Origin of the sequence: Rhizobium sp. HT1-10, assembly GCF_049472505.1 — a bacterium.
Classification (GTDB): domain Bacteria; phylum Pseudomonadota; class Alphaproteobacteria; order Rhizobiales; family Rhizobiaceae; genus Rhizobium.
Genome location: NZ_JBCEBQ010000001.1, coordinates 110,384 through 130,143, shown reverse-complemented (window position 1 = coordinate 130,143; position 19,760 = coordinate 110,384). Strand labels below are relative to the sequence as shown.

Below are 19,760 nucleotides of genomic sequence, written 5' to 3'. Positions count from 1 at the left end.
CGTTTACTTGAGGTTTTTGCTGACCACGGAGGCCATGTCGTCGGCCGTCGTGATGACCTTGGAGTTCATTTCATAGGCGCGCTGGGCGGTGATAAGCTCGGTGATTTCCTTCACCGGGTCGACGTTGGACGATTCCAGGTAGCCCTGCTTGATGGCACCGAAGCCGTCGAGATTGGGATTGGACACCACCGGATCGCCTGACGCCGGCGTCTGGGTGAACAGGTTGCTGCCCATCGGCTGCAGGCCGGCCTCGTTAACGAAGTTGGCAAGCTGAAGCTGGCCGAGCACCGTCGGCGTCGTCGCCGTACCGATGGTGGCGGCAATTTCGCCGGAGCTGCTGATCGTGATCTTGCTGGCATTGTTCGGCACGGTGATGCCGGGCTGCAAAATGTTACCGTCGACGGTAACGATCTGGCCAGTGTCGCTCTTGTTGAACGAGCCGGCGCGCGTAAAGGCCGTCGTGCCGTCGGGCATCTGGATCTGGAACCAGCCGCGTCCGACGACCGCAACGTCGAGGTCGTTCTCGGTCTGCGACAACTCGCCCTGGATATGGATGTTGCGGACGGCCGAGGTCTGTACGCCGAGACCGATGTTGGCACCTTCCGGCACCGCTGCCTGGTTCGGACGGTTGGAGATGCCCTTGGCGCGCTCTGTCTGGTAGAGAAGATCCGAAAACTCGGCGCGGGAGCGCTTGTAAGCCGTCGTGTTGATGTTCGCGATGTTGTTCGCGATGACTTCGAGATTGGTCTGCTGGGCATCCATGCCCGTAGCCGCAATGGCAAGCGCTCTCATGTCTTCGTCCGATCCCGTTAAATCTGCATTCTAGTGATGTCTAGGAAGGCCGAAACGATCTTGTCACGGACTGCGATGGTTGTTTGCAGGGTCTGATTGGCCTGCATGACGGCATCGACCACCTCGCGGGTGCCCATGGTGCCCTTGATGCCGGCGAAGGATGCGGCTTCCGCGCCCTTCAGGGTGCTGACCGTGTCCTTGGCCATGTTGCTCATGACCGAGGCAAAGCTCATGCCGGTGTCTGTACCCGGCGTTGCAGCGGGAGGCGTCAAGCCGCCGGTCAGGGAGGACGAGGTGTCCTCCGAGATACTGTTGAGGTCGCGCGTCATCGACAGCGAGGAGAGACTTTTGATAGCGTCAATCATGATCAGGACTTCAACAAATCGATGGTGGAATTGATAAGATCGCGCGATTGCTTGATCGTCTGGAGATTGGCTTCGTAGGAGCGATTGGCTTCGCGCATATCCGCCATTTCGACGAGCACGTTGACATTCGGCATCTTGACGTAGCCCCGTGTATCCGCGGCCGGACTGTCGGGATCGTATTCCTCGACGAACTTGCCCTGATCCTGGCCGACCTTCTTGACGCCGACTGTCGTCAGGTTGTTGGTGTGATCGAGTTCCGCCCCGAAGGTGACCGTCTTGCGGCGGTAGGGGCTGGCGCCCGGCGTATCGCCGGTCGAGCGTGCGTTGGCGATATTTTCAGATACGATGCGCAGGCGGGTCGATTGAGCCTCGAGACCTGAGCCCGCCACCTTCATGGCGGCAGTTAATGGATCCATTTTCTTACTTCCCTACGACCATCATCATCATGCGATTGAAGGAACTGACGAGGGCGGTATTCAGACCGTATTGCCGCTGAATCTCACCGGTTTTGGTCAGTTCGGACTCCAGGCCAACGGTGTTGCCCGATTCCTGGACACCGATTTCCTGCGCGAGAGGAGCTTCTTCGACGCCGACCCCCCCGGTATCCATGTCCATGCCCGACAGATGCGACGGGTTGGTCCGCGCCAGTCCAACCGACTGGTTGCTGAGCACGGCTTCGAAGGGCGTTACGTCCTTGGCACGGAATTTGGGGGTGTTGGCGTTGGCGATGTTGCCTGCAACCACCTGTTGACGAACCGACAGCCATTCTGCTTGTCGCGATGCTAGGTCAAAAAGTTGAATCGGTTGCATGGGGATCATCTCCATTCTTATGCTTGCACACTAGGCGGGTAATCTTGCGTGGGACTTGCGGGATACTCGCTTTATTGCGCGATTTTGAATGTAGGCGATGGGCATCGGTGCGCAGCTGCGCAAAGGCGGTGCGCAGGGCTTCTTTCGATAGGGTTCGGGAAGTGGCAGCCGACGGCGAGCCCGTTATTCGTCGCCGTAGACCGCGCCGGTCGATGTGATCATCACCCACTTGCCCTTGCGCTGTTCGAGGCGCGAGAGGCGGCTGTTGTCCGGGAGAACGGAGCCGATCCGGACGACATACATGCCGGCCGCATCCTGGATGAGGGCCCGGCCGTTGGAGACGTGCAGCAGGCGAAAGTCAGAGCCGCCGGGGAACGGCTGGTTTTCCGCGTCGGGGCCCTTGATATCGCCCGGCGCGGTGGGAGCGGTGGTGGCGGTCGTCAGTCGGTCGATATCGACAGGGGGCGTGCTGTCGGTCCTGTTGCTGTTTGTCAGCGCCATCGGCGAGACACTGAAGACGTTGCGCGCCGCCCAGCCTTCCGGCAACGCCCGGGTTCGATCACCATCCGTCTGGGCAATGCCGAACTTTTCGGGATTGAGGAAAACATACCATGGGAAGAAGGCCGACAGGGCGGCGAGGCAGAGGCCCGCCGCCTTGAGCGCGTTGTCGGTGCGAAGAAGGCGCCTGCGTCTCGGGGCTTTTGCCGGCTTCACCGTTTCGTCTATCTCGATTGCTTTCACGTCAGCCTCTGGGTCTTGCTGTGGCCGGGTTGGCGGCACCATTCTTCAATGCCGTCGCCAGATCGGTGAACGCATCGAGGGAAGGACGGTCTGTCGGGAGTTGTTTCAGGACGTCGTAGATGATCGGAACCTGTTTGATTGCCATGTCGACATCGGGATCGCTGCCTTGCCGGTAGCCGCCGATCAGGCGCAAGTCGCGTGTCTCCTCGAAGCGATGCACCAGCGACTTCAGCCGCGACACCAGTTTTTCCTGGTCGGGCGTCCACGCCTTTCGCGCAAGACGCGAGACCGAGCCCAGTGGATCGATCGGCGGATAACGTCCCTCTTCGGCCAAGCTGCGCTGAAGCACGATGTGGCCGTCGAGAATGCCGCGAGTACTGTCGGCGATCGGGTCGTTGTGGTTGTCGCCGTCGACCAGGATCGAAATGATCGCGGTGATCGTACCGGTGCCTTCTGGGCCGGGACCGGCGCGTTCGAGCAATCGCGGCAGCTCGGTGAAGACGGAGGCCGGATAACCACGCGCAATCGGCGGCTCGCCTGACGCCGTTGCCACCTCGCGGATGGCATGGGCAAAACGGGTGACGCTGTCGACGATCAACAGCACGTTGTCGCCGGCGTCACGGAAGTGTTCGGCGATCGTAATGGCGGCCAGCGGCGCCATCTTGCGCAGCATCGGGCTCTCGTCGCTGGTCGCCACGACAGCAACCGACTTGCTCATATGCGGCCCGAGCGTATCTTCGATGAATTCCCGCACCTCACGACCACGTTCGCCGACGAGTGCGATGACGACCTTGTCGAAGGCTTCGGCCCGCGCCAGCATCGACAGCAGCGTCGACTTGCCGACGCCGGAACCGGCGAAGATACCGAGGCGCTGGCCGAGGCAGAGCGGCGTGAAGATGTCGATGGCCCGCACACCCGTCTTGAAGCCGGTATCGACGCGCTGGCGCGTCATCGACGGCGGCGCGATGTTGGAGATCGAGCGCGGCGTCGAACCCTGCGTCAGCGGCCCCAAACCGTCGATCGGCTCGCCAAGCGAATTGATCGTCCGGCCGCACCAGTCGGCCGAGGGGCTGATGCGAAACGCGCCCTTCTGGATGACCGTATCGTGGATGCCAATCGGCTCCCCCGGCTCGATCGGGCAGACGAAAATGAGGTCCTGCTCGACCCGCACCACTTCGCCGAGATGATCGCCGGTGGCGGAGCGGTGGGCCACGAATTCGCCGAGCCGGACGTGCCGGGATAGGCCTGACACCGTATAGTGGCCTGCCGCGATCGTGCGGACATGACCGCCATGGGCGACGGCATTGGCGGGAAGGCTGTAATAGCGGGCGAGATCGGCCAGTTGCGACAGCTTCGGCGACATCGGGACCGGCGGCAGCTTGAACGCCGCCGGCAATTCCTCCGCTACGGCGTCGGGATCCTGTTCCTGGTCGATGTCCAGGTCGAGTGCCTGATCTGCGAGCTGATCCATCGGCTAACCTTTAAGATGACTTGCTGCCGAGGGTCTTGATCGCTTCCTGGAGGGAGCTTTCGCTGGCGCCTGTGAGCGTCGATATGTTGTCGAAGGCACGGCTGACTTCGATCAGCTGGGTCATTTCGCGCATGCCGTTGACGTTGGAATTCTCAAGATAGCCCTGGGCAATGCCGACCTTCGAACTGTCGACGACGGCCTGCGGGGTTTCCACCGGAATGACACCGCTGTTCGAATAGCGCACGAAGCCCTTGCTGATATCCGCCGAGTAAAGGCCGATCGTGCCCATCTGCTTGTTGTTCTGAAAGATCTCGCCGTTGGACGTGACGCTCGGCTCTCCGCCCTGCGGATTGAGCTGGATCTGGCCGCCGTTCGGGTCGAGAACCGGGAAGCCGCGCTCCGATACGAGTGCGCCGGTCGATGTCATCGAAAACCTGCCGTCGCGGGTCAGCACGGTGCCGGCAGGGGTATTGATGCCGAACCAGGCCTCGCCCTTGACCGCGAAATCGAAGGAGCTGCCGGTGTTCTGCAGTTCGCCGTTATCGCTGGACAGGTAGTCGTTGCCCTGGGTGACGAAGGCGACCTTGGAGCCAAGCTTGTTGTCCGTGTTGCTGAGCACCTGGTTGAACTTGACTTCCGTACCGCGGAAGCCCGTGGTGTTCACATTGGCCATGTTGTCGGCGATCGTGGTCAGACGTCGCTCGAGAGCCATCTGAGACGATAGGGACACATAAATACCAGACTGCATAGCAACGCCCTCCGGACATTGGAGAATAACGGAAATGGCGGCCGCTCGTGGCGTGCGTCATCCATTCGTTAGCTGGGCATCGATGCCCTTGGCCTGCCTTATGCCAGCGCTTGCTTGCGCGAGGCTGACACTATGGAGGGCTTGGCAAAGCGGCGTGGAAACAGCTTCACGCAAGATAGGCGCCCTACTTCAAGCCGTAGAAACAACATCAGGTTTGGACCGTCGATGAATATCATAATCGGATTTGTTGTGACCTTCGGTTGCATCATCGGTGGCTTTATGGCCATGGGTGGCCATCTCGGAGCGCTGATGCAGCCATACGAGTTTCTCGTCATCGGCGGCGCCGGCTTTGGCGGCTTCATCATGGCCAACACCATGAAAGTCATCAAGGATTCCGGTAAGGCGCTGGGTGAGGCCTTCAAGCATTCGGTGCCGAAGGAGCGCAATTACTTGGACGTGCTGGGCGTGCTCTACGCCCTGATGCGCGATCTGCGCACCAAGTCGCGCAACGAAATCGAAGCGCATATCGACAATCCCGATGAATCCTCGATCTTCCAGACCGCGCCGACGATCCTCAAGAACAAGGAACTGACGGCTTTCATCTGCGACTATGTTCGCCTGATCATCATCGGCAATGCCCGCAGCCACGAGATCGAGGCGCTGATGGACGAGGAAATCAACACCATCCTCCATGACAAGATGAAGCCATTCTACGCGATCTCGACCATGGGCGACGCCTTTCCGGCCATCGGTATCGTTGCCGCCGTGCTGGGCGTCATCAAGGCCATGAGCCACATCAACGATCCACCCGAAGTGCTGGGCGAGCTGATCGGCTCGGCGCTGGTCGGTACCTTCCTCGGCATTCTGTTGTCCTACTCGGTCTGCGCGCCGCTGGTCTCCCAGATCAAGATCGTCCGCAGCAAGCAGCATCGCCTCTATGTCATCGTCAAACAGACGCTGCTCGCCTACATGAACGGCTCCGTGCCGCAGGTGGCGCTGGAATACGGGCGGAAGACCATTTCGGCCTATGAGCGTCCTTCGATCGACGCCGTCGAGCAGGAAATGATGAACCCGGGCGGCGAGAACAAGGCAGCTTGACGATGAATGACACACCCCGCGCGCCGATGAGCCCGACCCTCCTCGCCAAGCTGACCGGCGGGCTTGGCGACCACCAGCGGGTCGAAAAGCTGTGCTCCTCGATGGGCCTGGTCTATGCCGAGTTTCTTCCCGATCTTATCAAGAGCGAGCTCGGCCTCGACATCACCGTTGCCTATGCCGGCAGCAAGACGGGCGCGATGGACGAGTTGATCGCCGGACTTGGTCCGAACGTCTCGGTCGTCAACGGCTCGCTGCGCAACTGGTCGCAGAACTTCGTTCTCGGCTGCGGCAACGGGTTCGTGTTGACCTTGATGGAGCGGATGCTCGGGGCAATGCCGGAGACCATGGCTCCGCCGGCGCTTCGGCCGCTGTCGCTGATGGAACTCGATCTGGCCGTCATGGTCTTCGACAAGATCGCCAATGTCCTGCGGTCGGCCGTCAACGCACCAGGCGCATTCGAACCCTATCTGGAGGCGCCACGCAACATCGAGGATCGGCTTCCGCCGCCGGAAGGGCAGCCGGACGAATATGCAGCGGCGATCAAGATGTCGGTGAAGCTCGGTACGTGCGTCTCGCACTTCACGCTTGTCGTACCGCAAAAGGTGCTGCTGAAGACGGTCGTCACGCCACCAAAGGCCAAGGCGCCGACGGTGAAGTCCGAAGCCTGGACGCAACAGCTGACCCATCAGGTCCATCGCTCTGAGGTGACGATGGACGCCCGCATCCGGCTGCAGTCGCTGACGCTGGAGACCATCTCCAGGCTTGCCGTGGGAGACGTCATCCCATTCCTGGATAGCGAGGACGTCAAGGTGGAGGTGAGTGCCAATGGCAAGGACCTCTATGTCTGCGAGTTTGGCAGATCAGGCGAGAACTACACGGTACGCGTCAAGGACACCATAAATTCCGATAGCGAGCTTCTTAAACACTTGATGAATTAATCGGTTTCGAAAGCCCGGAGCAGCCAACGGCAGCCTGAGGCAAGTTTCAACTGGAATAGTAATGTCATGGCACCCAGGAAAACAAAAACTATCGGCGAAGACGCCCTCGACCTGCCGGGGAACGAGGACGAACTGAACGAGGCGATCGACGGACTTCGCGGCGTTCTGAAGAAGGATTCGGGCGATCTCTCTGATTTCGGCGGAGATTTCGGCTCAGATGACGACGACGTCGCTGCCGCTCCAATGGGTCTTTCCAGTTTTGGAGATTTCGGCGATGATGCAGCGACAACAGATTCGGACCTGGGCGGCTTCGGCGATTCATCGTTTGAGACGCATCAGGCGCCAGGCAGCGCCCTGACGTCGAACATGGACCTGATCATGGACATCCCGATCGATGTCCAGATCGTACTTGGCAGCAGCCGCATGCAGGTCTCCGGCCTGATGAATTTGACGGAAGGGGCGATCATCGCCCTCGACAAGAAGATCGGCGAGCCTGTCGAGATCACGGTCAACGGCCGCAGGATCGCCCGGGGCGAAATCACCGTGCTGGAAAATGACGATACGCGTTTCGGGATCAAGCTGATTGAAGTCTTGAGCTCGAAGAAAGCCTAGTACCCCCCAAGTCTGGGACGGAGAAGACCATGATGGACTTTGACGATTTCGGCGGCGCAGTGGCCGAGAAACCGTTATCTCAGGCTGAAAAAGCCGCAGCCGTTCTGCTTGCTATGGGCAAGGAAGTTGCGGGACGTCTGCTGAAATATTTTACCCAGCACGAATTGCAGTTGATCATCGCATCCGCCCAGTCGCTCCGCGTCATTCCTCCGGATGAGCTGGCGGTGCTGGTCGCGGAATTCGAAGACCTGTTCACCGAAGGCGCAGGCCTTATGGACAACGCGAAGGCCATCGAGAGCATTCTCGAGGAAGGCCTGACGCCTGACGAGGTCGACAGCCTGCTCGGCCGCCGGACCGCTTTCCAAGCTTTCGAAACCTCAATCTGGGATCGTCTGGGCGAAGGCGATCCCGCTTTCGTCGGCACCTTCCTGTTGAAGGAACACCCGCAGACGATCGCCTACATTCTTTCCATGATGCCGTCCTCCTTCGGTGCAAAGGTGCTGATGCAGATCCCCGACGCCCAGCGCGCCGACATCATGAACCGCACCGTCAACCTCAAGGACGTCAGCCCGAAAGCGGCCCAGATCATCGAGAACCGCGTTGTCGCCCTGCTCGCCGAAATCGAGATGGAACGCAATGCCGGCGGTTCGGCCAAGGTGGCGGAACTGATGAACGAGATGGACAAGCCGCAGGTCGACACGCTGCTGAGTTCGCTCGAATCCCTCAGCCAGGCATCGGTCGACAAGGTCCGCCCGAAGATCTTCCTGTTCGACGACCTCATGCTGATGCCGCAGCGTGGCCGCGTGCTGCTGCTCAACGACATCTCCGCCGACATCCTGACGATGGCCTTGCGCGGCTCGTCGACGGAAATGCGCGAGACCGTGCTGGCCTCGATCAGCCCACGCCAGCGCCGCATGATCGAGTCCGATCTGGCGTCCGGCGCGACCGGCATCAACCCGCGCGAAATCGCCATTGCCCGCCGCGCCATCGCCCAGGAAGCGATTCGGCTTGCCAACTCCGGCCAGATCCAGCTGAAGGAGCCGCCGGCAGCCGACAACGCCGCCGCTTAAGCCGCGACTGTTGACAAGGTGGCTGTCGCCTCAGGCGCGAGTTGAACCCGACAGGCGAGAGGTCTAGGCTCTCCCGACGCGGCTGCGCATGATGCGCGGCCTTTCGGTTTTGTAGAGGGCAGCGGATTTGGCCGACGAGGACAAAGACAGCAAGACCGAGAATCCGACCGAGAAAAAACTTCGGGAAGCGGCGGACAAGGGCAATATTCCATCGTCACGAGAGGCGACCTTGTTCGCCTCCATGCTCGCCACCTTCATCTACATGATCTTTTTCCTGCCGGAGCGCATGGGGCGCATGGGCGAAACCCTGCGCGACCTCTTCGAGCAGCCGGACCAGTGGCGCCTGGACACCGGCTCCGACGTGATGTCGCTGTTTGTCAAGATCGGCTGGGAAATCGCCAATCTTCTGCTGCCGGCCGTCGTGCTGTTTTTCCTGTTCGGCATCAGCTCTTCCGTCGCGCAGAATCTGCCAAGCGTGGTGCTGGATCGAATCAGTCCGAAGATGTCGCGCATTTCCCCCATAGAGGGCTGGAAGCGGATATTCAGCGTGCCCGGCCTGGTGGAATTCGGCAAGTCGATGATGAAGATCGTCGTGGTCGGCATCGTCATGTTCTTCGTGCTGCGCAGCGAGTTCTTCAGCTCGATCGATTCGATGTTCTCCGACCCACAGACGATTTTTGTGCGGCTGGCGAGCATCATCAGGAAAATCCTCATCGTGGTGCTGCTGGCGACCGCGATCGTCGGCATCATCGACCTGTTCTGGACGCGCCATCATTGGTACGAGCAGCTGCGCATGAGTAAGCAGGACGTCAAGGACGAGTTCAAGCAGGCGCAAGGCGATCCCATCGTCAAGGCGCGTCAGAGGTCGATCGCCCGCGACCGCGCACGGCGGCGAATGATGAAGAATGTGTCGCGTGCAACCTTGGTGATCGCGAACCCGACCCACTTTGCGGTCGCACTGCGCTACGTGCGTTCGGAGAACGACGCCCCGGTTGTGGTTGCCAAGGGCCAGGACCTGATTGCTCTCAGAATCAGGGAGCTTGCCGAGGAAAACAACATCCCGGTCTTCGAGGATCCACCCCTTGCGCGCTCCATGTTTGCGCAAGTCTCGGTCGATAGTGTCATCCCGTCAGTATTTTTTAAGGCCGTCGCGGAATTGATCCATCGGATCTACGCGGCGAAATCGAATAATAAGCGGGTACCATAAAGAATGAAGAGATGCCCCTACTCCGCCAAACGCGAACAGATTCTTGCCGAGGCCATTAGCCCCGTCGCAAGCGAGCTACGACTGCTCGATGCAGCTGACCTGATTTCCCTGCTGCGTTTTGAATCCTACGGCAACCTTGCCGATCTGGTTGCTTCCGCAGCCGAACTCTATTTTCTGCCAGGCACGGTCAATTTTGGACTTGGGGGCGATTATGCCCTCGACTGGGGCGGTCCGGCCGAGGTCAGCATCGACCTCGAGATCAAGCCGGTCGGCATTACCGTCTATGCCAAGCTGGCGCTCACCGAGCATCATGCCGGGGTCGAGATCAACCACATCGCCTTCGACAATCCATCGAGCGATCCGGATGAGAACACTGCAATGCTGGCTCACAGATTGAGCCAGGCCCGCTACGCTCTGCCGGAGCCGGGGGCACTGAGCGCATAGCGCCTCAAACCCTGACGAGCTCAGAACCTGCAAGAACCAAGGCGCCGCGCGGCATCGCCTTGGTTTTTTTGCATTTCACCTTCGGACGACAGGTGACGACCCTGCCCGATAGGCTCTTCAGCGGCGCCATTACATGAAAGTAATAAATCCGTTAAATTGATGTAATAATTGCCATGAATGCGCCATTATAGGCAAAAATAAGATCGGATCCTGCTATTTTTCATTATTATTGTTTAACATGACACCATCTCTCGGCCGTGATTACTTGGACGTGAAGTTCAGATCCTTGCAGCCTAGCAAACGGAGGGATCTGAGCCTTTGATCCGTTCGACCGCACGCGAGACAGGCGGCCCCGGCATCGTGTTCATATGCTCGCAAGGGACAGATATCATGCCATCCATTCTGCAAAAACACCGTACCGCCGCCCTCGTCGGTGCCGCCTTCATTCTCGGGGCTGCCTCCTTGCCCCTGGCACTCAACATCACCACCGCCGACGCGGCGCCACAGGCCAACCCCGTGGTCGGCAGCGTCGCCTCCAGCGGCTCGTTTGCGCCTGTCGTCTCCGCCGACAAGCCTGCCGTGGTCACGATCACCACGACCATGAAAGCGGACAACGTCAGCGATGATGGCGACAATTCGCCTATGGACCAGCAGTTCCGCCAGTTCTTCGGTGGCCAGGGCATGCCGATGCCGCCCCAGGCCCATCAGGGCCATAGCCAGGCGCTGGGCTCCGGCTTCATCATCAGCCCTGACGGCTACATCGTCACCAACAACCACGTCATCGACAAGGCGATCGACATCAAGGTGACGCTCGACGATGGCACGGAGCTTCCCGGCAAGCTGATCGGCGCCGATCCGAAGTCGGACCTTGCCGTCATCAAGATCCAATCGCCGAAGCCGCTTGCGACGATCGCCTGGGGCGATTCCGACAAATTGAAGCTCGGAGACCAGATCCTGGCGATCGGCAATCCCTTCGGCATCGGCACGACGGTTACCTCGGGCATCGTATCGGCGCGCGGCCGCGACCTGCACAGCGGCCCCTACGACGATTTCATCCAGATCGACGCACCGATCAACCATGGCAATTCCGGCGGCCCGCTGGTCGACAGCAGCGGCCAGGTCGTCGGCATCAACACCGCCATCTATTCGCCCAACGGCGGCAGCGTCGGCGTCGGCTTCGCCATTCCGTCTGATGAGGCAAAGGCCATCGTCGCCAAGCTCGAAAAGAACGGCTCGATCGACCATGGCTTTCTCGGCGTCGAGATCCAGCCGGTGACAGCTGACATCGCCGACGCCGTCGGCCTCACGCAATCGCAGGGCGCGCTCGTGGCCCAGGTCAGTGAAGGGACACCCGCAGCAGCGGCCGGCGTCAAGGCGGGAGACATCATCACCGGGCTCGGCGGACGGGCGGTGAAAATGCCGAAGGATTTGTCGCGCTTCGTGGCCGACCTTACGCCTGGCACCAAGGAGAGCCTGACGGTCTGGCGCGACGGAGCATCGATCAATCTACCGTTCACCGTTGGCGGCAACGACAATGGCGAACAGCAGGCATCGGCGCTCGATGGCGATCACTCGCAGAGCCATCAGCCTTCGCTCGGTATCGGTCTTGCCGACCTGACGCCGGAGATGCGCCAGTCGCTCAACCTGCCTGACAATGCCACCGGTGCGGTGGTCGCCAGCGTCAATCCGGACAAATCGGCTGCTGCCTCCGGCATCCAGCCGGGCGACGTGATCGTCTCTGTCAACCAGAAGCCGGCCCGCAATGCCCACGATGTCCAGACAAGGGTGGCCGAAGCCGGCAAGGAGGGGCGCAAGTCCGTGCTGCTTATGATCGAGCGCGCCGGCAACAAGACCTTTGTGGCCGTGCCATTCGCCGCCGCGTGAGCCAAGTCTGCAAGCGCTCTTCGATAAGACGACGCCGGGCGGAAGCCCGGCGTTTTGTCTTGCAGGAAGTCCCTCCGCCCTCGGCGAAGACATGGGAACATGTGGTTTCTTGGCGCTCGGATGCGCGAAAGCCTCAGCTGATGTAACCGAGCCGGATGGACTTCGCGATCGCCTGGATGCGGTTGACGCTGTCGAGCTTGATCGTTGCCGAACCGAGATAGGCGTTCACCGTGTGGACCGACAGTCCAAGTTTCTCGGCGATTTCTTCGCTGATGCGACCATCGCCGGCGAGCTGGAGGCATGCGATCTCGCGCTCGCTCAGCGATTCCACTGCCGAACTGCGGCGCTCGTCCAGAGACAAAAGATCCATCATGATCTGGCAGCTGCGACCATGCAGGTCGATGATCAGTTCGCTGGTCAGGTCGATGAAGTTGGCGGTGAACACGACAAAGCCGTTGCCGACCGTTCCAAGCCGGACCGGGAATGCGACGCCGGCGCAGGGAAACATCTTCGACTTCAGACGCTGGGTAAACTGCGTGAAATCAATTGCCTCGGCCGTGCGGTCGTCGTCGATGCCGTTCCACATCAATGGAAGCAGGGATTTCTCGATATGCTCGAGCATATCTTCACCATAGGCATCCACGATGGATTTGCTGGCAGTGAGATTGCCGGGACCCCAGTTCTCAAGTTCGCAGACCAGGTGCAGGCGGCTTGGCAGTCCCGAGCCGGCCACCCGGTAGATCGCGAAGTTCTGCGCGTCCATCAGTTTCTGCATCGCCACCAGTCGCGGGAAGAGATCGGAGCGGCTGGAGATGCGGTGGACCCGCGTCATCTTGAGTTCACGTGACACCGTGCTTCTTTCCGGTGCGTATTTCATCGACAGCCCTCAGACCAGATTGTTTCTTACCGCAAAGGCAATAGCTTCCGACCGGGTCTTCGTTGCGGTCTTGCGCATGACGCTTGTGATGTAATTGTTGATGGTGTTGCGGGAGATGCCGAGAATCATCGCAATTTCGTCGCTGGTCTTGCCTTCGGCAATCCAGAAAAGGCATTCGAGTTCGCGATCCGTGAGTTCGAAGCTGCGCTCTCCCTTGCCCTCGACGCAGTGGCCGAAGCTGGCGAAATAACCTGTGAGCAGGCCGACCTCGCGCAGGCGCTCAGGCGAAAGGATGAAACCATCACGATAAAGCAGCATCAACGACAGCCGCGTCCGACCGACATTGAACGTCAGCGAGCAATATTGACGGCTTGAGCCCTCCGGCAGGGTTACGTCATCCGGCAGGACCGAGAAGCTCGGCTGGAAAAGCATCAGGCACTTCTCGAACTCGGTCGTGCGGACATAGGTACTGACGAGATCGGAAGCCAGCCGCCTGACGAGATCGAAAGGCCAGTCGGATGACATCACAAAATCGAGCCCGCTCTCCTGGAGAAGGTCGCAGCGGGCCAACATGTAATGAGATGCGCCGAGATAATCCGTCAGGGCGCGAAGACCGGAGTGAATGAGCGGCGAACCCGCCACATCCGTCAAACGGAGAATCAGTTGATCACGGGTCATTGTTCTGGCGGCAATCGTCGGAATGACTGCCTCGCTGTCGCGTCTGGTGGCGTGAAGCATATGCATGTCCATTGCATTTCCTGCCATTTTAAACGTTTAACGCCAGCCTCAGAAGCAGCTTTACCTTTGAGATGACCATAGTCGCCTGTGCGAATCACTATAGATCAACTTACACGCTGTAGCCCCGCTCCTCTACGCTTTAAGATTTTATTAACCGCAGCCGGATTTCAGGCCGCGCCACTCCTGTTGCTTGAAGCAAGATAAATCGATTCTTGGAAGGGGGCAACGCACCATACCGGGCAACCGGTGCAGGTGCCGTCGAGCGTATGCGGCGGGTTGTAGAGCCTCCGTCGTCTGCAACATCCGCCTGAAAACGAACAAGGCCGGGGATGAACCCGGCCTTAGTATTAGGCTGCGACGTCGACCGCCCATTTTCGAAGGATCTTCGCGGCGCGCTCTTCGCTCATTTCGACCATGCGCGAGAGGCGACGCTCCGGGCCTTCCTTGACGCGGCGGTTGAAGTTGCCGTCGTCGTCGCCCATCGTCAGCAGGTCGTCCGTGCTGTCGAAGCCGAAGTCGGAACCGAAGCCGTCCATCAGGGCACCACCGGCACCCGCGCCACCCGGAGCGAAGTCCGGCAGTTCCAGGCCGGCAGCATCGGGCAGGCCGTTTGCCGTATCTGCATCTGCCCCACGACCACCTGTTACCGAGCGGATCAGCGGACGGAAGCCCATCATGATGATCAGGAAGGCGACAACCACGAAGGCCAGCGAGTTGATGATACCAGCCATGTTGCGGCTGAGCATGTCCATGATGCCGGGGCCGGAGGCTGCGTCGTCGAGCAACTGGTTGTCGAGGAAGTCCATGGCGTTGACGGTGATGATATCGCCGCGCTTCGGATCGAGACCTGCCGCGGTGGCGACGATCTTCTGCATGTCGGCCAGATAGGCATCGACCTTCGCCTGGTCGGCGGGTTCGCCGACCATCTTGGCGATACGGCCCTTGTTGACGACCACGGCGACCGAAAGCTTCTCAAGCTTGTAGCTGTTGCGGACAGTGGCCGTTGTCGTGCTGTTGATCTCGTAGTTGGTCTGCTCGTCCTTCTTGTCGGTCTGGTCGCTGTTCTGCGGACCAGCACCGCCAGAGGCCGGGGCCGCCTGCGGGATATTCTGTTCGACGGTCGCCGCCGTATCAGACTGCTGCTGCTGCGACTTCTGGTTTTCTTTGGTGGTGCGAACCGATCGCTCGACCTTCGATTCCGGGTCGTAGACGGTCGACTGGATCTGCTGCGTGTCGGTGTTGAGCTGTGCCGTGACGCTGGAGCGGAAATTGTCCATGCCGAGGAAGGGAGCGAGCGCCTTGTCGATGTTCTTTTCGACTTCGCCCTGGACATTCTGGACGATGCTCAGGTTGCGGTTGAGGGCGCTGTTGCCGGGATCGTCGCCGGAAGCGAGCAACTGGCCGGTCGAATCGAGGATCGTCACGTCGTCGACTTCGAGGCCGGGCACGGCGGAGGCGACGAGATGACGGATGGACTGAGCAGCCTTGCGGCCGGCTTCTGAGCCGGCGCGGATCATGACGGAGGCTGTGGGCTTCTGGCCCGCTTTTCGGAAATTTCCGACGTCAGGCATGACGATGTGGACACGCGCGGCGCTGATGCCGTTGATCGAGGTGATCGTACGCCCGATCTCGCCCTCCAGTGCGCGCACGCGCGTCACTTCCTGCATGAAGGATGTCAGGCCAAGCGATCCGACATTGTCGAACAATTCATAACCGGCGTTGCTGCTGTTGGGCAGGCCCTTTTCGGCGAGCAGAAGGCGGGCCTTGCCCGTGGTGCCGGCGGGAACGGTGACGCTGGTGCCATCGGTACCGACCTCGAAAGCGATATTGGCTTCGGCAAGGGCTATGCTGATCTGGTTCAGGTCCGGCTTGTCGAGCCCGACATAGAGCGTTTCTTGGGCTGGCTTGTTGACATACATTGCGGCGCCGAGGACCACGGCGATGGAAAGCACAGCGACGCCTGCCATGGCCATCAACCGGTTCCGGCCAAGGTTTTGAACATTCTTCAGTATCTGAAGTAGTTGATTTAACAGATTCATTCTGTTCTCGCACGCTTCGTCAAAGACCAACTGGCTTTGTGCCCATTTAAGGAAATAGGCATTGAAGCTTGCGCGAGCGTTTCTTCGGGCGCGTCGAGGTGTCGATTAAGGAGAGGGAATTGCGCACCATGCCCAATCTAGGCGAGCGGGCGCTGCCTGATGCGGCTAGAAGAAATCGAAGTCGCCTGCCGCCTTCGTTAGCGGCTGTGAGTGTCCATGGCGCACGCCGCCGCCAAGTGCCTTCTGCATTTCAGCAAGCTTTACAAGGCTCAGGGCAGTTGCCACATCGACGATCCATGCCTCCGGGATATCGGCGGTTATCGTATCGATGAACTCGGCGATGCCGCGCGTCTTTTGCACCGCGAGATCGATACCCTGCATCACTTTCATCGAGTCGGCCGACTGCGCGTCTATGCCGTTCAGTTCCAGCAATTGTGGCTCGATACGCTCGATCAGATAGGCCACGTCGTGCAGTTCCGACACGATGCGCATCAGAATGGCTGGCAAAGCCTCTTCGACAATCGAAGCTTCCGAAGACGAGATAGCGTTCATGGGTAGACCTCGCTTTTCAAAAGAATTCGATTGAGTTTTCGACAGGCTTGGCCGCAACGATCGGCTTGCGTTCCAGATCCACCGTCTTCTTGGCTTCGGCACCGGTCAACGGATACTGCCGGGCCCGTCCCGACACGGGCCAGAACTCCACCTTGCGTCCGTGTTCGCCGCCCGTGCTGGAGCCGACGACACGGATGCCTTCGTCGCGCAGGAACTGCACGGCAAATGCGGCGTTTTGTTCGCCGACATTCGAAAAGGTGGCGATGGTCTTGGCCCCGCCGAAGATCTTCGCCTCCAGGCGATCACGGCGGGCTCCCTGCTTCAGGAGCCCGTTGATCAGCAATTCCATCAGATGCACGCCATAGCGCGTCGCATCTCCGCCGGTCATGGGAGAACCGGCATTGCCTGGAAGCAGGAAGTGATTCATGCCGCCGACACCGGCGACAGGATCCCGTAGGCAAGCAGCCACGCACGAGCCGAGAATGGTCGAGATCACAGCATCCGGGTCGCTGAGAACCTTGTACTCGCCTTGTATGATGTGCACGCGTCGGGCTGCACCTTCGGTTATCATTTGAGAGCTCCAAATACAGCCTCGATTGCCGCCTTCATCTTTTCGATCGTAAAGGGCTTTGCGAGTACGTTGTTTGCACCAAGCGCCGCCGCCTTCTGGACCAGGGCACGGTCGCCCTGGGCTGTCAGGATGATGAACGCTGCTTTCTTGGTCGCCGGGTTGGTGCGAACCGCCTGGAGCAGGCCGAGGCCGTCCATCTTAGGCATGTTGAAATCAGAGATCACCAGATGATGGGGCTGCTGCGCCATGATCTTCATGCCCTGTTCGCCGTCGCCCGCCGAGGTGATCTGCTTGAAACCGAGCTGTGTCAGAGCGTCGCTCAAGAGTAGGCGGCTGGTGACCTGATCGTCGACGATCAGGACTTTGATTTTCTCCGCAAGAGACATTATTCGCTCTCCTTTCGGGCGGCTGTCATTTTCAATATTTCTTCGCCGATCGCAGACAGCGCAAGCTGCTGCTCAACGGCGCCAAGTTCATGCGCAACCCTTGGCATTCCGTAAACAACGCAGGTTTTTTCGTTCTGTCCGATCGTTCTAGCGCCTGCGTGTCTCATTTTTAACAGACCTGCGGCTCCGTCGCGGCCCATGCCTGTCAAAATCACGCCCACAGCGTTGCGGCCAGCGAGTTCGGCAACCGAGTCAAACAGCACGTCTACGGACGGGCGATGGCCGTTGACAGGGTCTCGCTCGATCAGGCGACATTGGGGCGCAGATGAACTGACGACCTGGAGATGGCGGTCGCCGCCCGGCGCCAGATAGATTTTGCCGATCTCGAGACGCGCTCCGTCGGTTGCTTCCTGCACCACCGGCGCACACAACCGGTTCAGCCGCTCGGCAAAGCTCCTGGTGAAGGTGTGAGGCATGTGCTGGGTAATCACGGTCGGCGGGCAGTTGGCCGGAAACTTCTGCAGCACTGCGATCAGAGCCTCGACGCCGCCGGTCGAGGAGCCGATGGCGACGATCTTGCGACCGACCCTGAAGTCGGCAACCGCCGTCGGGCTCACCGGCGCCTGTGGAGATGATGGCCGCGCCACTCGGCGCTGCGACCATGCCGCAGCCTTCACCTTTTCAGCGAGATCGCCGAACGGGAACCGCTCGCCGGGCGATGGTTTTCCGACGCAATCGAAGGCTCCGATCTCGAGCGCCGCCAAGCTTGCCTCGGCGCCGTGATGGGTCATGGTCGAGACCATGATGACCGGCATGGGCCTCAGCGTCATGATCTTTTCGAGGAACTCCAGGCCGTTCATGTTCGGCATCTCGATGTCGAGCGTGATCACATCCGGATTGAGTTCCTTGATCGCCGCGCGGGCCTGCATAGCATCGCCCGCCTGGCCAACGACATTGACGTCAGGATCGGAACTGAGAACAGCCGTGATCAGGCCACGCATGGTGGCGGAGTCATCGACAACGAGGACGCGTGCAGGTGCGCTCATGATTTGGTCCCCGCATTCTTGCCGTGGTAACGGTAGGTCGTGATGCCGATGTTGTCGAAGACGTTCTTGGCGTCGCCCGACACGCGCTCGGAATGGCCGATGTAGAGATGGCCTTTATCCGGAAGGAGGCCTGCGAAACGCTGCCAGATCTTCACCTGGGTCGGCTCATCGAAGTAGATGACGACGTTGCGGCAGAAGATCACGTCGAACTTGCCCTTGAATGGCCATTGCGCCATCAGGTTCAGCTCGTTGAAGGTGATCAGCCGCTTGACGCGGTCGTCGACCTGGAACTTGCGCCGGCCCTTGACGTCGACTTCCTGAAACCATTGCTTGCGCATGGCCGGCGATACGGTTTCAAGGGCGGCCTCGTCATAGGCGCCGGTACGGGCGATCGCCAGGATCTTGGGGTCGATATCGGTTGCCAGGATGCGGAAGTCATAGTCCGCGGCGTTGGGCATAAGGCCCAGCACAGTCAGCGCGATCGAATAGGGCTCCTGGCCATCCGAGCAGGCGGCTGACCAGATCCGAACCCGGCCGCCGGACTTGGCGCGGGCGAGAAGCCCTGGCAACACGTCGGTGCGGAGATGGTCGAAATGGTGGTTCTCGCGGAAAAACCGTGTGAAGTTCGTCGTCAGATGCGAGAGCATGTCCTTGCGGGCAGCAGCGCCGGCGGGCGACGAGACCAGCGCGCAGTACTCCCGGAAGCCCGAAATGCCAAGGTTGCGGATATGCTTGGAGAGGCGCGAATAGACGAGCGACGCCTTGGTCTCGTTGAGCGAGATCCCAGCATCGGCATAAATCATCGCCGCCACTTCGTTCAGGTCGCGGCGCGTCAGCGGATATTCTCCGCTGGCCAAGACCTCGTCCGGCGACTGCCGGCTATCCGCAAAACCCATGACACTCATGCTGCTTGGCTTTCAACGTCCGGGAAAAGGGTTTCGAGTTCGATCATGCAGATCATCCGGCGATCGATGGACAGGATGCCCCGGGCGAATTGCTTTTGCAGCTCAGAGGAGATTTCCGGTGTCGGCTGGATGATCTCCTCGTTGATCGTCAGTATGTCGGACACGGCTTCGACCAGCAGGCCGACCGTGTGCCGCCGAACCTGCGTGACGATGATGACGTGACGCACGCTGGGCTCCGATGGCCGCATGCCGAGCCGGGCCGACAGGTCCATGATCGGCAGCACGACGCCGCGCAGATTGATCACACCCAGAACATAGGGTGGGGCGTAAGGAATAGCCGTTGCCGGCGTCCAGCCGCGGATTTCGCGAACCGACATCACATCGATGCAGAACTCCTGGTCACCGATGCGGAAGGCGATCAGTTCGCGCATGCCCTGCGCGGCGGCCTTGAGCGGTTGCGACATGA

At 60.1% G+C, this 19,760-nt stretch carries 23 protein-coding genes; 7 read left to right on the top strand and 16 right to left on the bottom strand.

The genetic code is table 11. The annotated features are described in order from the left end of the window. Positions 1–3 precede the first annotated feature (3 nt). From flgG to flgF, 7 genes are all read right to left on the bottom strand, one after another. The gene (flgG, locus tag VH564_RS00625) at positions 4–792 is read right to left on the bottom strand and encodes a flagellar basal-body rod protein FlgG (RefSeq protein WP_423337898.1); all 789 of its coding nucleotides are present in this window, start codon (positions 790–792) and stop codon (positions 4–6) included. A gap of 17 nt (positions 793–809) precedes the next feature. Beyond that, positions 810–1,157, bottom strand: a complete 348-nt coding sequence (locus VH564_RS00620) for a flagellar hook-basal body complex protein FliE (protein WP_423337897.1) — start codon at positions 1,155–1,157, stop codon at positions 810–812. A gap of 2 nt (positions 1,158–1,159) precedes the next feature. After that, complete coding sequence (flgC, locus tag VH564_RS00615; protein WP_423337896.1) at positions 1,160–1,573, bottom strand: flagellar basal body rod protein FlgC; 414 nt, start codon at positions 1,571–1,573, stop codon at positions 1,160–1,162. Between the two features lie 4 nt (positions 1,574–1,577). Continuing rightward, positions 1,578–1,967: a flagellar basal body rod protein FlgB gene (gene flgB, locus VH564_RS00610; protein WP_423337895.1), complete on the bottom strand. Its 390-nt coding sequence runs from the start codon at positions 1,965–1,967 to the stop codon at positions 1,578–1,580. Positions 1,968–2,150: 183 nt separating this feature from the next. Then, positions 2,151–2,750, bottom strand: a complete 600-nt coding sequence (locus VH564_RS00605; RefSeq protein WP_423337894.1) for a flagellar protein — start codon at positions 2,748–2,750, stop codon at positions 2,151–2,153. After that, complete coding sequence (gene fliI, locus VH564_RS00600) at positions 2,710–4,071, bottom strand: flagellar protein export ATPase FliI (RefSeq protein WP_423338695.1); 1,362 nt, start codon at positions 4,069–4,071, stop codon at positions 2,710–2,712. Before fliI ends, VH564_RS00605 begins: the two co-directional genes overlap by 41 nt. A 118-nt stretch (positions 4,072–4,189) precedes the next feature. Beyond that, a complete protein-coding gene (gene flgF / locus VH564_RS00595) occupies positions 4,190–4,927 on the bottom strand; it encodes a flagellar basal-body rod protein FlgF (protein WP_423337893.1) in 738 nt (245 codons plus the stop codon). Positions 4,928–5,152: 225 nt separating this feature from the next. On the opposite strand from flgF, the gene motA reads away from it, so the two are divergent. The 7 genes from motA to VH564_RS00560 all read left to right on the top strand — a co-directional run bounded on the left by motA (position 5,153) and on the right by VH564_RS00560 (position 12,180). Further along, complete coding sequence (motA, locus tag VH564_RS00590; RefSeq protein ID WP_423337892.1) at positions 5,153–6,025, top strand: flagellar motor stator protein MotA; 873 nt, start codon at positions 5,153–5,155, stop codon at positions 6,023–6,025. Beyond that, the gene (locus tag VH564_RS00585) at positions 6,022–6,963 is read left to right on the top strand and encodes a FliM/FliN family flagellar motor switch protein (RefSeq protein WP_423337891.1); all 942 of its coding nucleotides are present in this window, start codon (positions 6,022–6,024) and stop codon (positions 6,961–6,963) included. Before motA ends, VH564_RS00585 begins: the two co-directional genes overlap by 4 nt. Before the next feature lie 66 nt (positions 6,964–7,029). Continuing rightward, positions 7,030–7,575, top strand: a complete 546-nt coding sequence (gene fliN, locus VH564_RS00580) for a flagellar motor switch protein FliN (RefSeq protein WP_423337890.1) — start codon at positions 7,030–7,032, stop codon at positions 7,573–7,575. 29 nt (positions 7,576–7,604) lie between these two features. Beyond that, complete coding sequence (gene fliG / locus VH564_RS00575) at positions 7,605–8,645, top strand: flagellar motor switch protein FliG (protein ID WP_423337889.1); 1,041 nt, start codon at positions 7,605–7,607, stop codon at positions 8,643–8,645. Positions 8,646–8,772: 127 nt separating this feature from the next. Beyond that, on the top strand, positions 8,773–9,852 hold the full coding sequence (flhB, locus tag VH564_RS00570; protein ID WP_423337888.1) for a flagellar biosynthesis protein FlhB: 1,080 nt from the start codon (positions 8,773–8,775) through the stop codon (positions 9,850–9,852). Positions 9,853–9,855: 3 nt separating this feature from the next. After that, positions 9,856–10,296, top strand: coding sequence for a hypothetical protein (locus tag VH564_RS00565; RefSeq protein WP_423337887.1), 441 nt, complete (start codon positions 9,856–9,858; stop codon positions 10,294–10,296). A 390-nt stretch (positions 10,297–10,686) separates the two neighbouring features. Further along, positions 10,687–12,180, top strand: coding sequence for a DegQ family serine endoprotease (locus tag VH564_RS00560; protein WP_423337886.1), 1,494 nt, complete (start codon positions 10,687–10,689; stop codon positions 12,178–12,180). A gap of 133 nt (positions 12,181–12,313) precedes the next feature. On the opposite strand, the gene visR is transcribed toward VH564_RS00560, so the two are convergent. The 9 genes from visR to VH564_RS00515 form a co-directional block, all read right to left on the bottom strand. Then, complete coding sequence (gene visR / locus VH564_RS00555) at positions 12,314–13,057, bottom strand: transcriptional regulator VisR (RefSeq protein WP_423337885.1); 744 nt, start codon at positions 13,055–13,057, stop codon at positions 12,314–12,316. 9 nt (positions 13,058–13,066) lie between these two features. Continuing rightward, on the bottom strand, positions 13,067–13,807 hold the full coding sequence (visN, locus tag VH564_RS00550) for a transcriptional regulator VisN (RefSeq protein WP_423337884.1): 741 nt from the start codon (positions 13,805–13,807) through the stop codon (positions 13,067–13,069). Between the two features lie 335 nt (positions 13,808–14,142). Further along, on the bottom strand, positions 14,143–15,834 hold the full coding sequence (gene fliF / locus VH564_RS00545) for a flagellar basal-body MS-ring/collar protein FliF (protein WP_423337883.1): 1,692 nt from the start codon (positions 15,832–15,834) through the stop codon (positions 14,143–14,145). A 165-nt stretch (positions 15,835–15,999) separates the two neighbouring features. Continuing rightward, the gene (gene cheT, locus VH564_RS00540; RefSeq protein WP_423337882.1) at positions 16,000–16,386 is read right to left on the bottom strand and encodes a chemotaxis protein CheT; all 387 of its coding nucleotides are present in this window, start codon (positions 16,384–16,386) and stop codon (positions 16,000–16,002) included. Between the two features lie 16 nt (positions 16,387–16,402). After that, on the bottom strand, positions 16,403–16,957 hold the full coding sequence (gene cheD, locus VH564_RS00535) for a chemoreceptor glutamine deamidase CheD (RefSeq protein WP_423337881.1): 555 nt from the start codon (positions 16,955–16,957) through the stop codon (positions 16,403–16,405). Then, positions 16,954–17,343: a response regulator gene (locus VH564_RS00530; RefSeq protein WP_111216784.1), complete on the bottom strand. Its 390-nt coding sequence runs from the start codon at positions 17,341–17,343 to the stop codon at positions 16,954–16,956. The genes cheD and VH564_RS00530 overlap by 4 nt, the downstream gene beginning before the upstream one ends. Then, on the bottom strand, positions 17,343–18,389 hold the full coding sequence (gene cheB / locus VH564_RS00525) for a protein-glutamate O-methylesterase CheB (RefSeq protein ID WP_423337880.1): 1,047 nt from the start codon (positions 18,387–18,389) through the stop codon (positions 17,343–17,345). The genes VH564_RS00530 and cheB overlap by 1 nt, the downstream gene beginning before the upstream one ends. Next, complete coding sequence (cheR, locus tag VH564_RS00520; protein WP_423337879.1) at positions 18,386–19,294, bottom strand: protein-glutamate O-methyltransferase CheR; 909 nt, start codon at positions 19,292–19,294, stop codon at positions 18,386–18,388. Before cheR ends, cheB begins: the two co-directional genes overlap by 4 nt. Continuing rightward, positions 19,291–19,758, bottom strand: coding sequence for a chemotaxis protein CheW (locus VH564_RS00515; protein ID WP_423337878.1), 468 nt, complete (start codon positions 19,756–19,758; stop codon positions 19,291–19,293). The genes cheR and VH564_RS00515 overlap by 4 nt, the downstream gene beginning before the upstream one ends. Positions 19,759–19,760 lie beyond the last annotated feature (2 nt).

Excerpts from the sequence above, each read along its gene's own strand:
- fliF (WP_423337883.1), bottom strand. The coding sequence starts at position 15,834 with ATGAATCTGTTAAATCAACTACTTCAGATACTGAAGAATGTTCAAAAC.
- VH564_RS00605 (WP_423337894.1), bottom strand. The coding sequence starts at position 2,750 with ATGGTGCCGCCAACCCGGCCACAGCAAGACCCAGAGGCTGACGTGAAA.
- visR (WP_423337885.1), bottom strand. The coding sequence starts at position 13,057 with ATGAAATACGCACCGGAAAGAAGCACGGTGTCACGTGAACTCAAGATG.
- fliI (WP_423338695.1), bottom strand. The coding sequence starts at position 4,071 with ATGTCGCCGAAGCTGTCGCAACTGGCCGATCTCGCCCGCTATTACAGC.
- cheR (WP_423337879.1), bottom strand. The coding sequence starts at position 19,294 with ATGAGTGTCATGGGTTTTGCGGATAGCCGGCAGTCGCCGGACGAGGTC.
- flgB (WP_423337895.1), bottom strand. The coding sequence starts at position 1,967 with ATGCAACCGATTCAACTTTTTGACCTAGCATCGCGACAAGCAGAATGG.
- VH564_RS00515 (WP_423337878.1), bottom strand. The coding sequence starts at position 19,758 with ATGTCGCAACCGCTCAAGGCCGCCGCGCAGGGCATGCGCGAACTGATC.
- cheB (WP_423337880.1), bottom strand. The coding sequence starts at position 18,389 with ATGAGCGCACCTGCACGCGTCCTCGTTGTCGATGACTCCGCCACCATG.
- fliN (WP_423337890.1), top strand. The coding sequence starts at position 7,030 with ATGGCACCCAGGAAAACAAAAACTATCGGCGAAGACGCCCTCGACCTG.
- cheD (WP_423337881.1), bottom strand. The coding sequence starts at position 16,957 with ATGATAACCGAAGGTGCAGCCCGACGCGTGCACATCATACAAGGCGAG.
- motA (WP_423337892.1), top strand. The coding sequence starts at position 5,153 with ATGAATATCATAATCGGATTTGTTGTGACCTTCGGTTGCATCATCGGT.
- VH564_RS00560 (WP_423337886.1), top strand. The coding sequence starts at position 10,687 with ATGCCATCCATTCTGCAAAAACACCGTACCGCCGCCCTCGTCGGTGCC.
- fliG (WP_423337889.1), top strand. The coding sequence starts at position 7,605 with ATGATGGACTTTGACGATTTCGGCGGCGCAGTGGCCGAGAAACCGTTA.
- flgF (WP_423337893.1), bottom strand. The coding sequence starts at position 4,927 with ATGCAGTCTGGTATTTATGTGTCCCTATCGTCTCAGATGGCTCTCGAG.
- cheT (WP_423337882.1), bottom strand. The coding sequence starts at position 16,386 with ATGAACGCTATCTCGTCTTCGGAAGCTTCGATTGTCGAAGAGGCTTTG.
- flgG (WP_423337898.1), bottom strand. The coding sequence starts at position 792 with ATGAGAGCGCTTGCCATTGCGGCTACGGGCATGGATGCCCAGCAGACC.
- VH564_RS00530 (WP_111216784.1), bottom strand. The coding sequence starts at position 17,343 with ATGTCTCTTGCGGAGAAAATCAAAGTCCTGATCGTCGACGATCAGGTC.
- visN (WP_423337884.1), bottom strand. The coding sequence starts at position 13,807 with ATGGACATGCATATGCTTCACGCCACCAGACGCGACAGCGAGGCAGTC.
- VH564_RS00565 (WP_423337887.1), top strand. The coding sequence starts at position 9,856 with ATGAAGAGATGCCCCTACTCCGCCAAACGCGAACAGATTCTTGCCGAG.
- VH564_RS00620 (WP_423337897.1), bottom strand. The coding sequence starts at position 1,157 with ATGATTGACGCTATCAAAAGTCTCTCCTCGCTGTCGATGACGCGCGAC.
- flgC (WP_423337896.1), bottom strand. The coding sequence starts at position 1,573 with ATGGATCCATTAACTGCCGCCATGAAGGTGGCGGGCTCAGGTCTCGAG.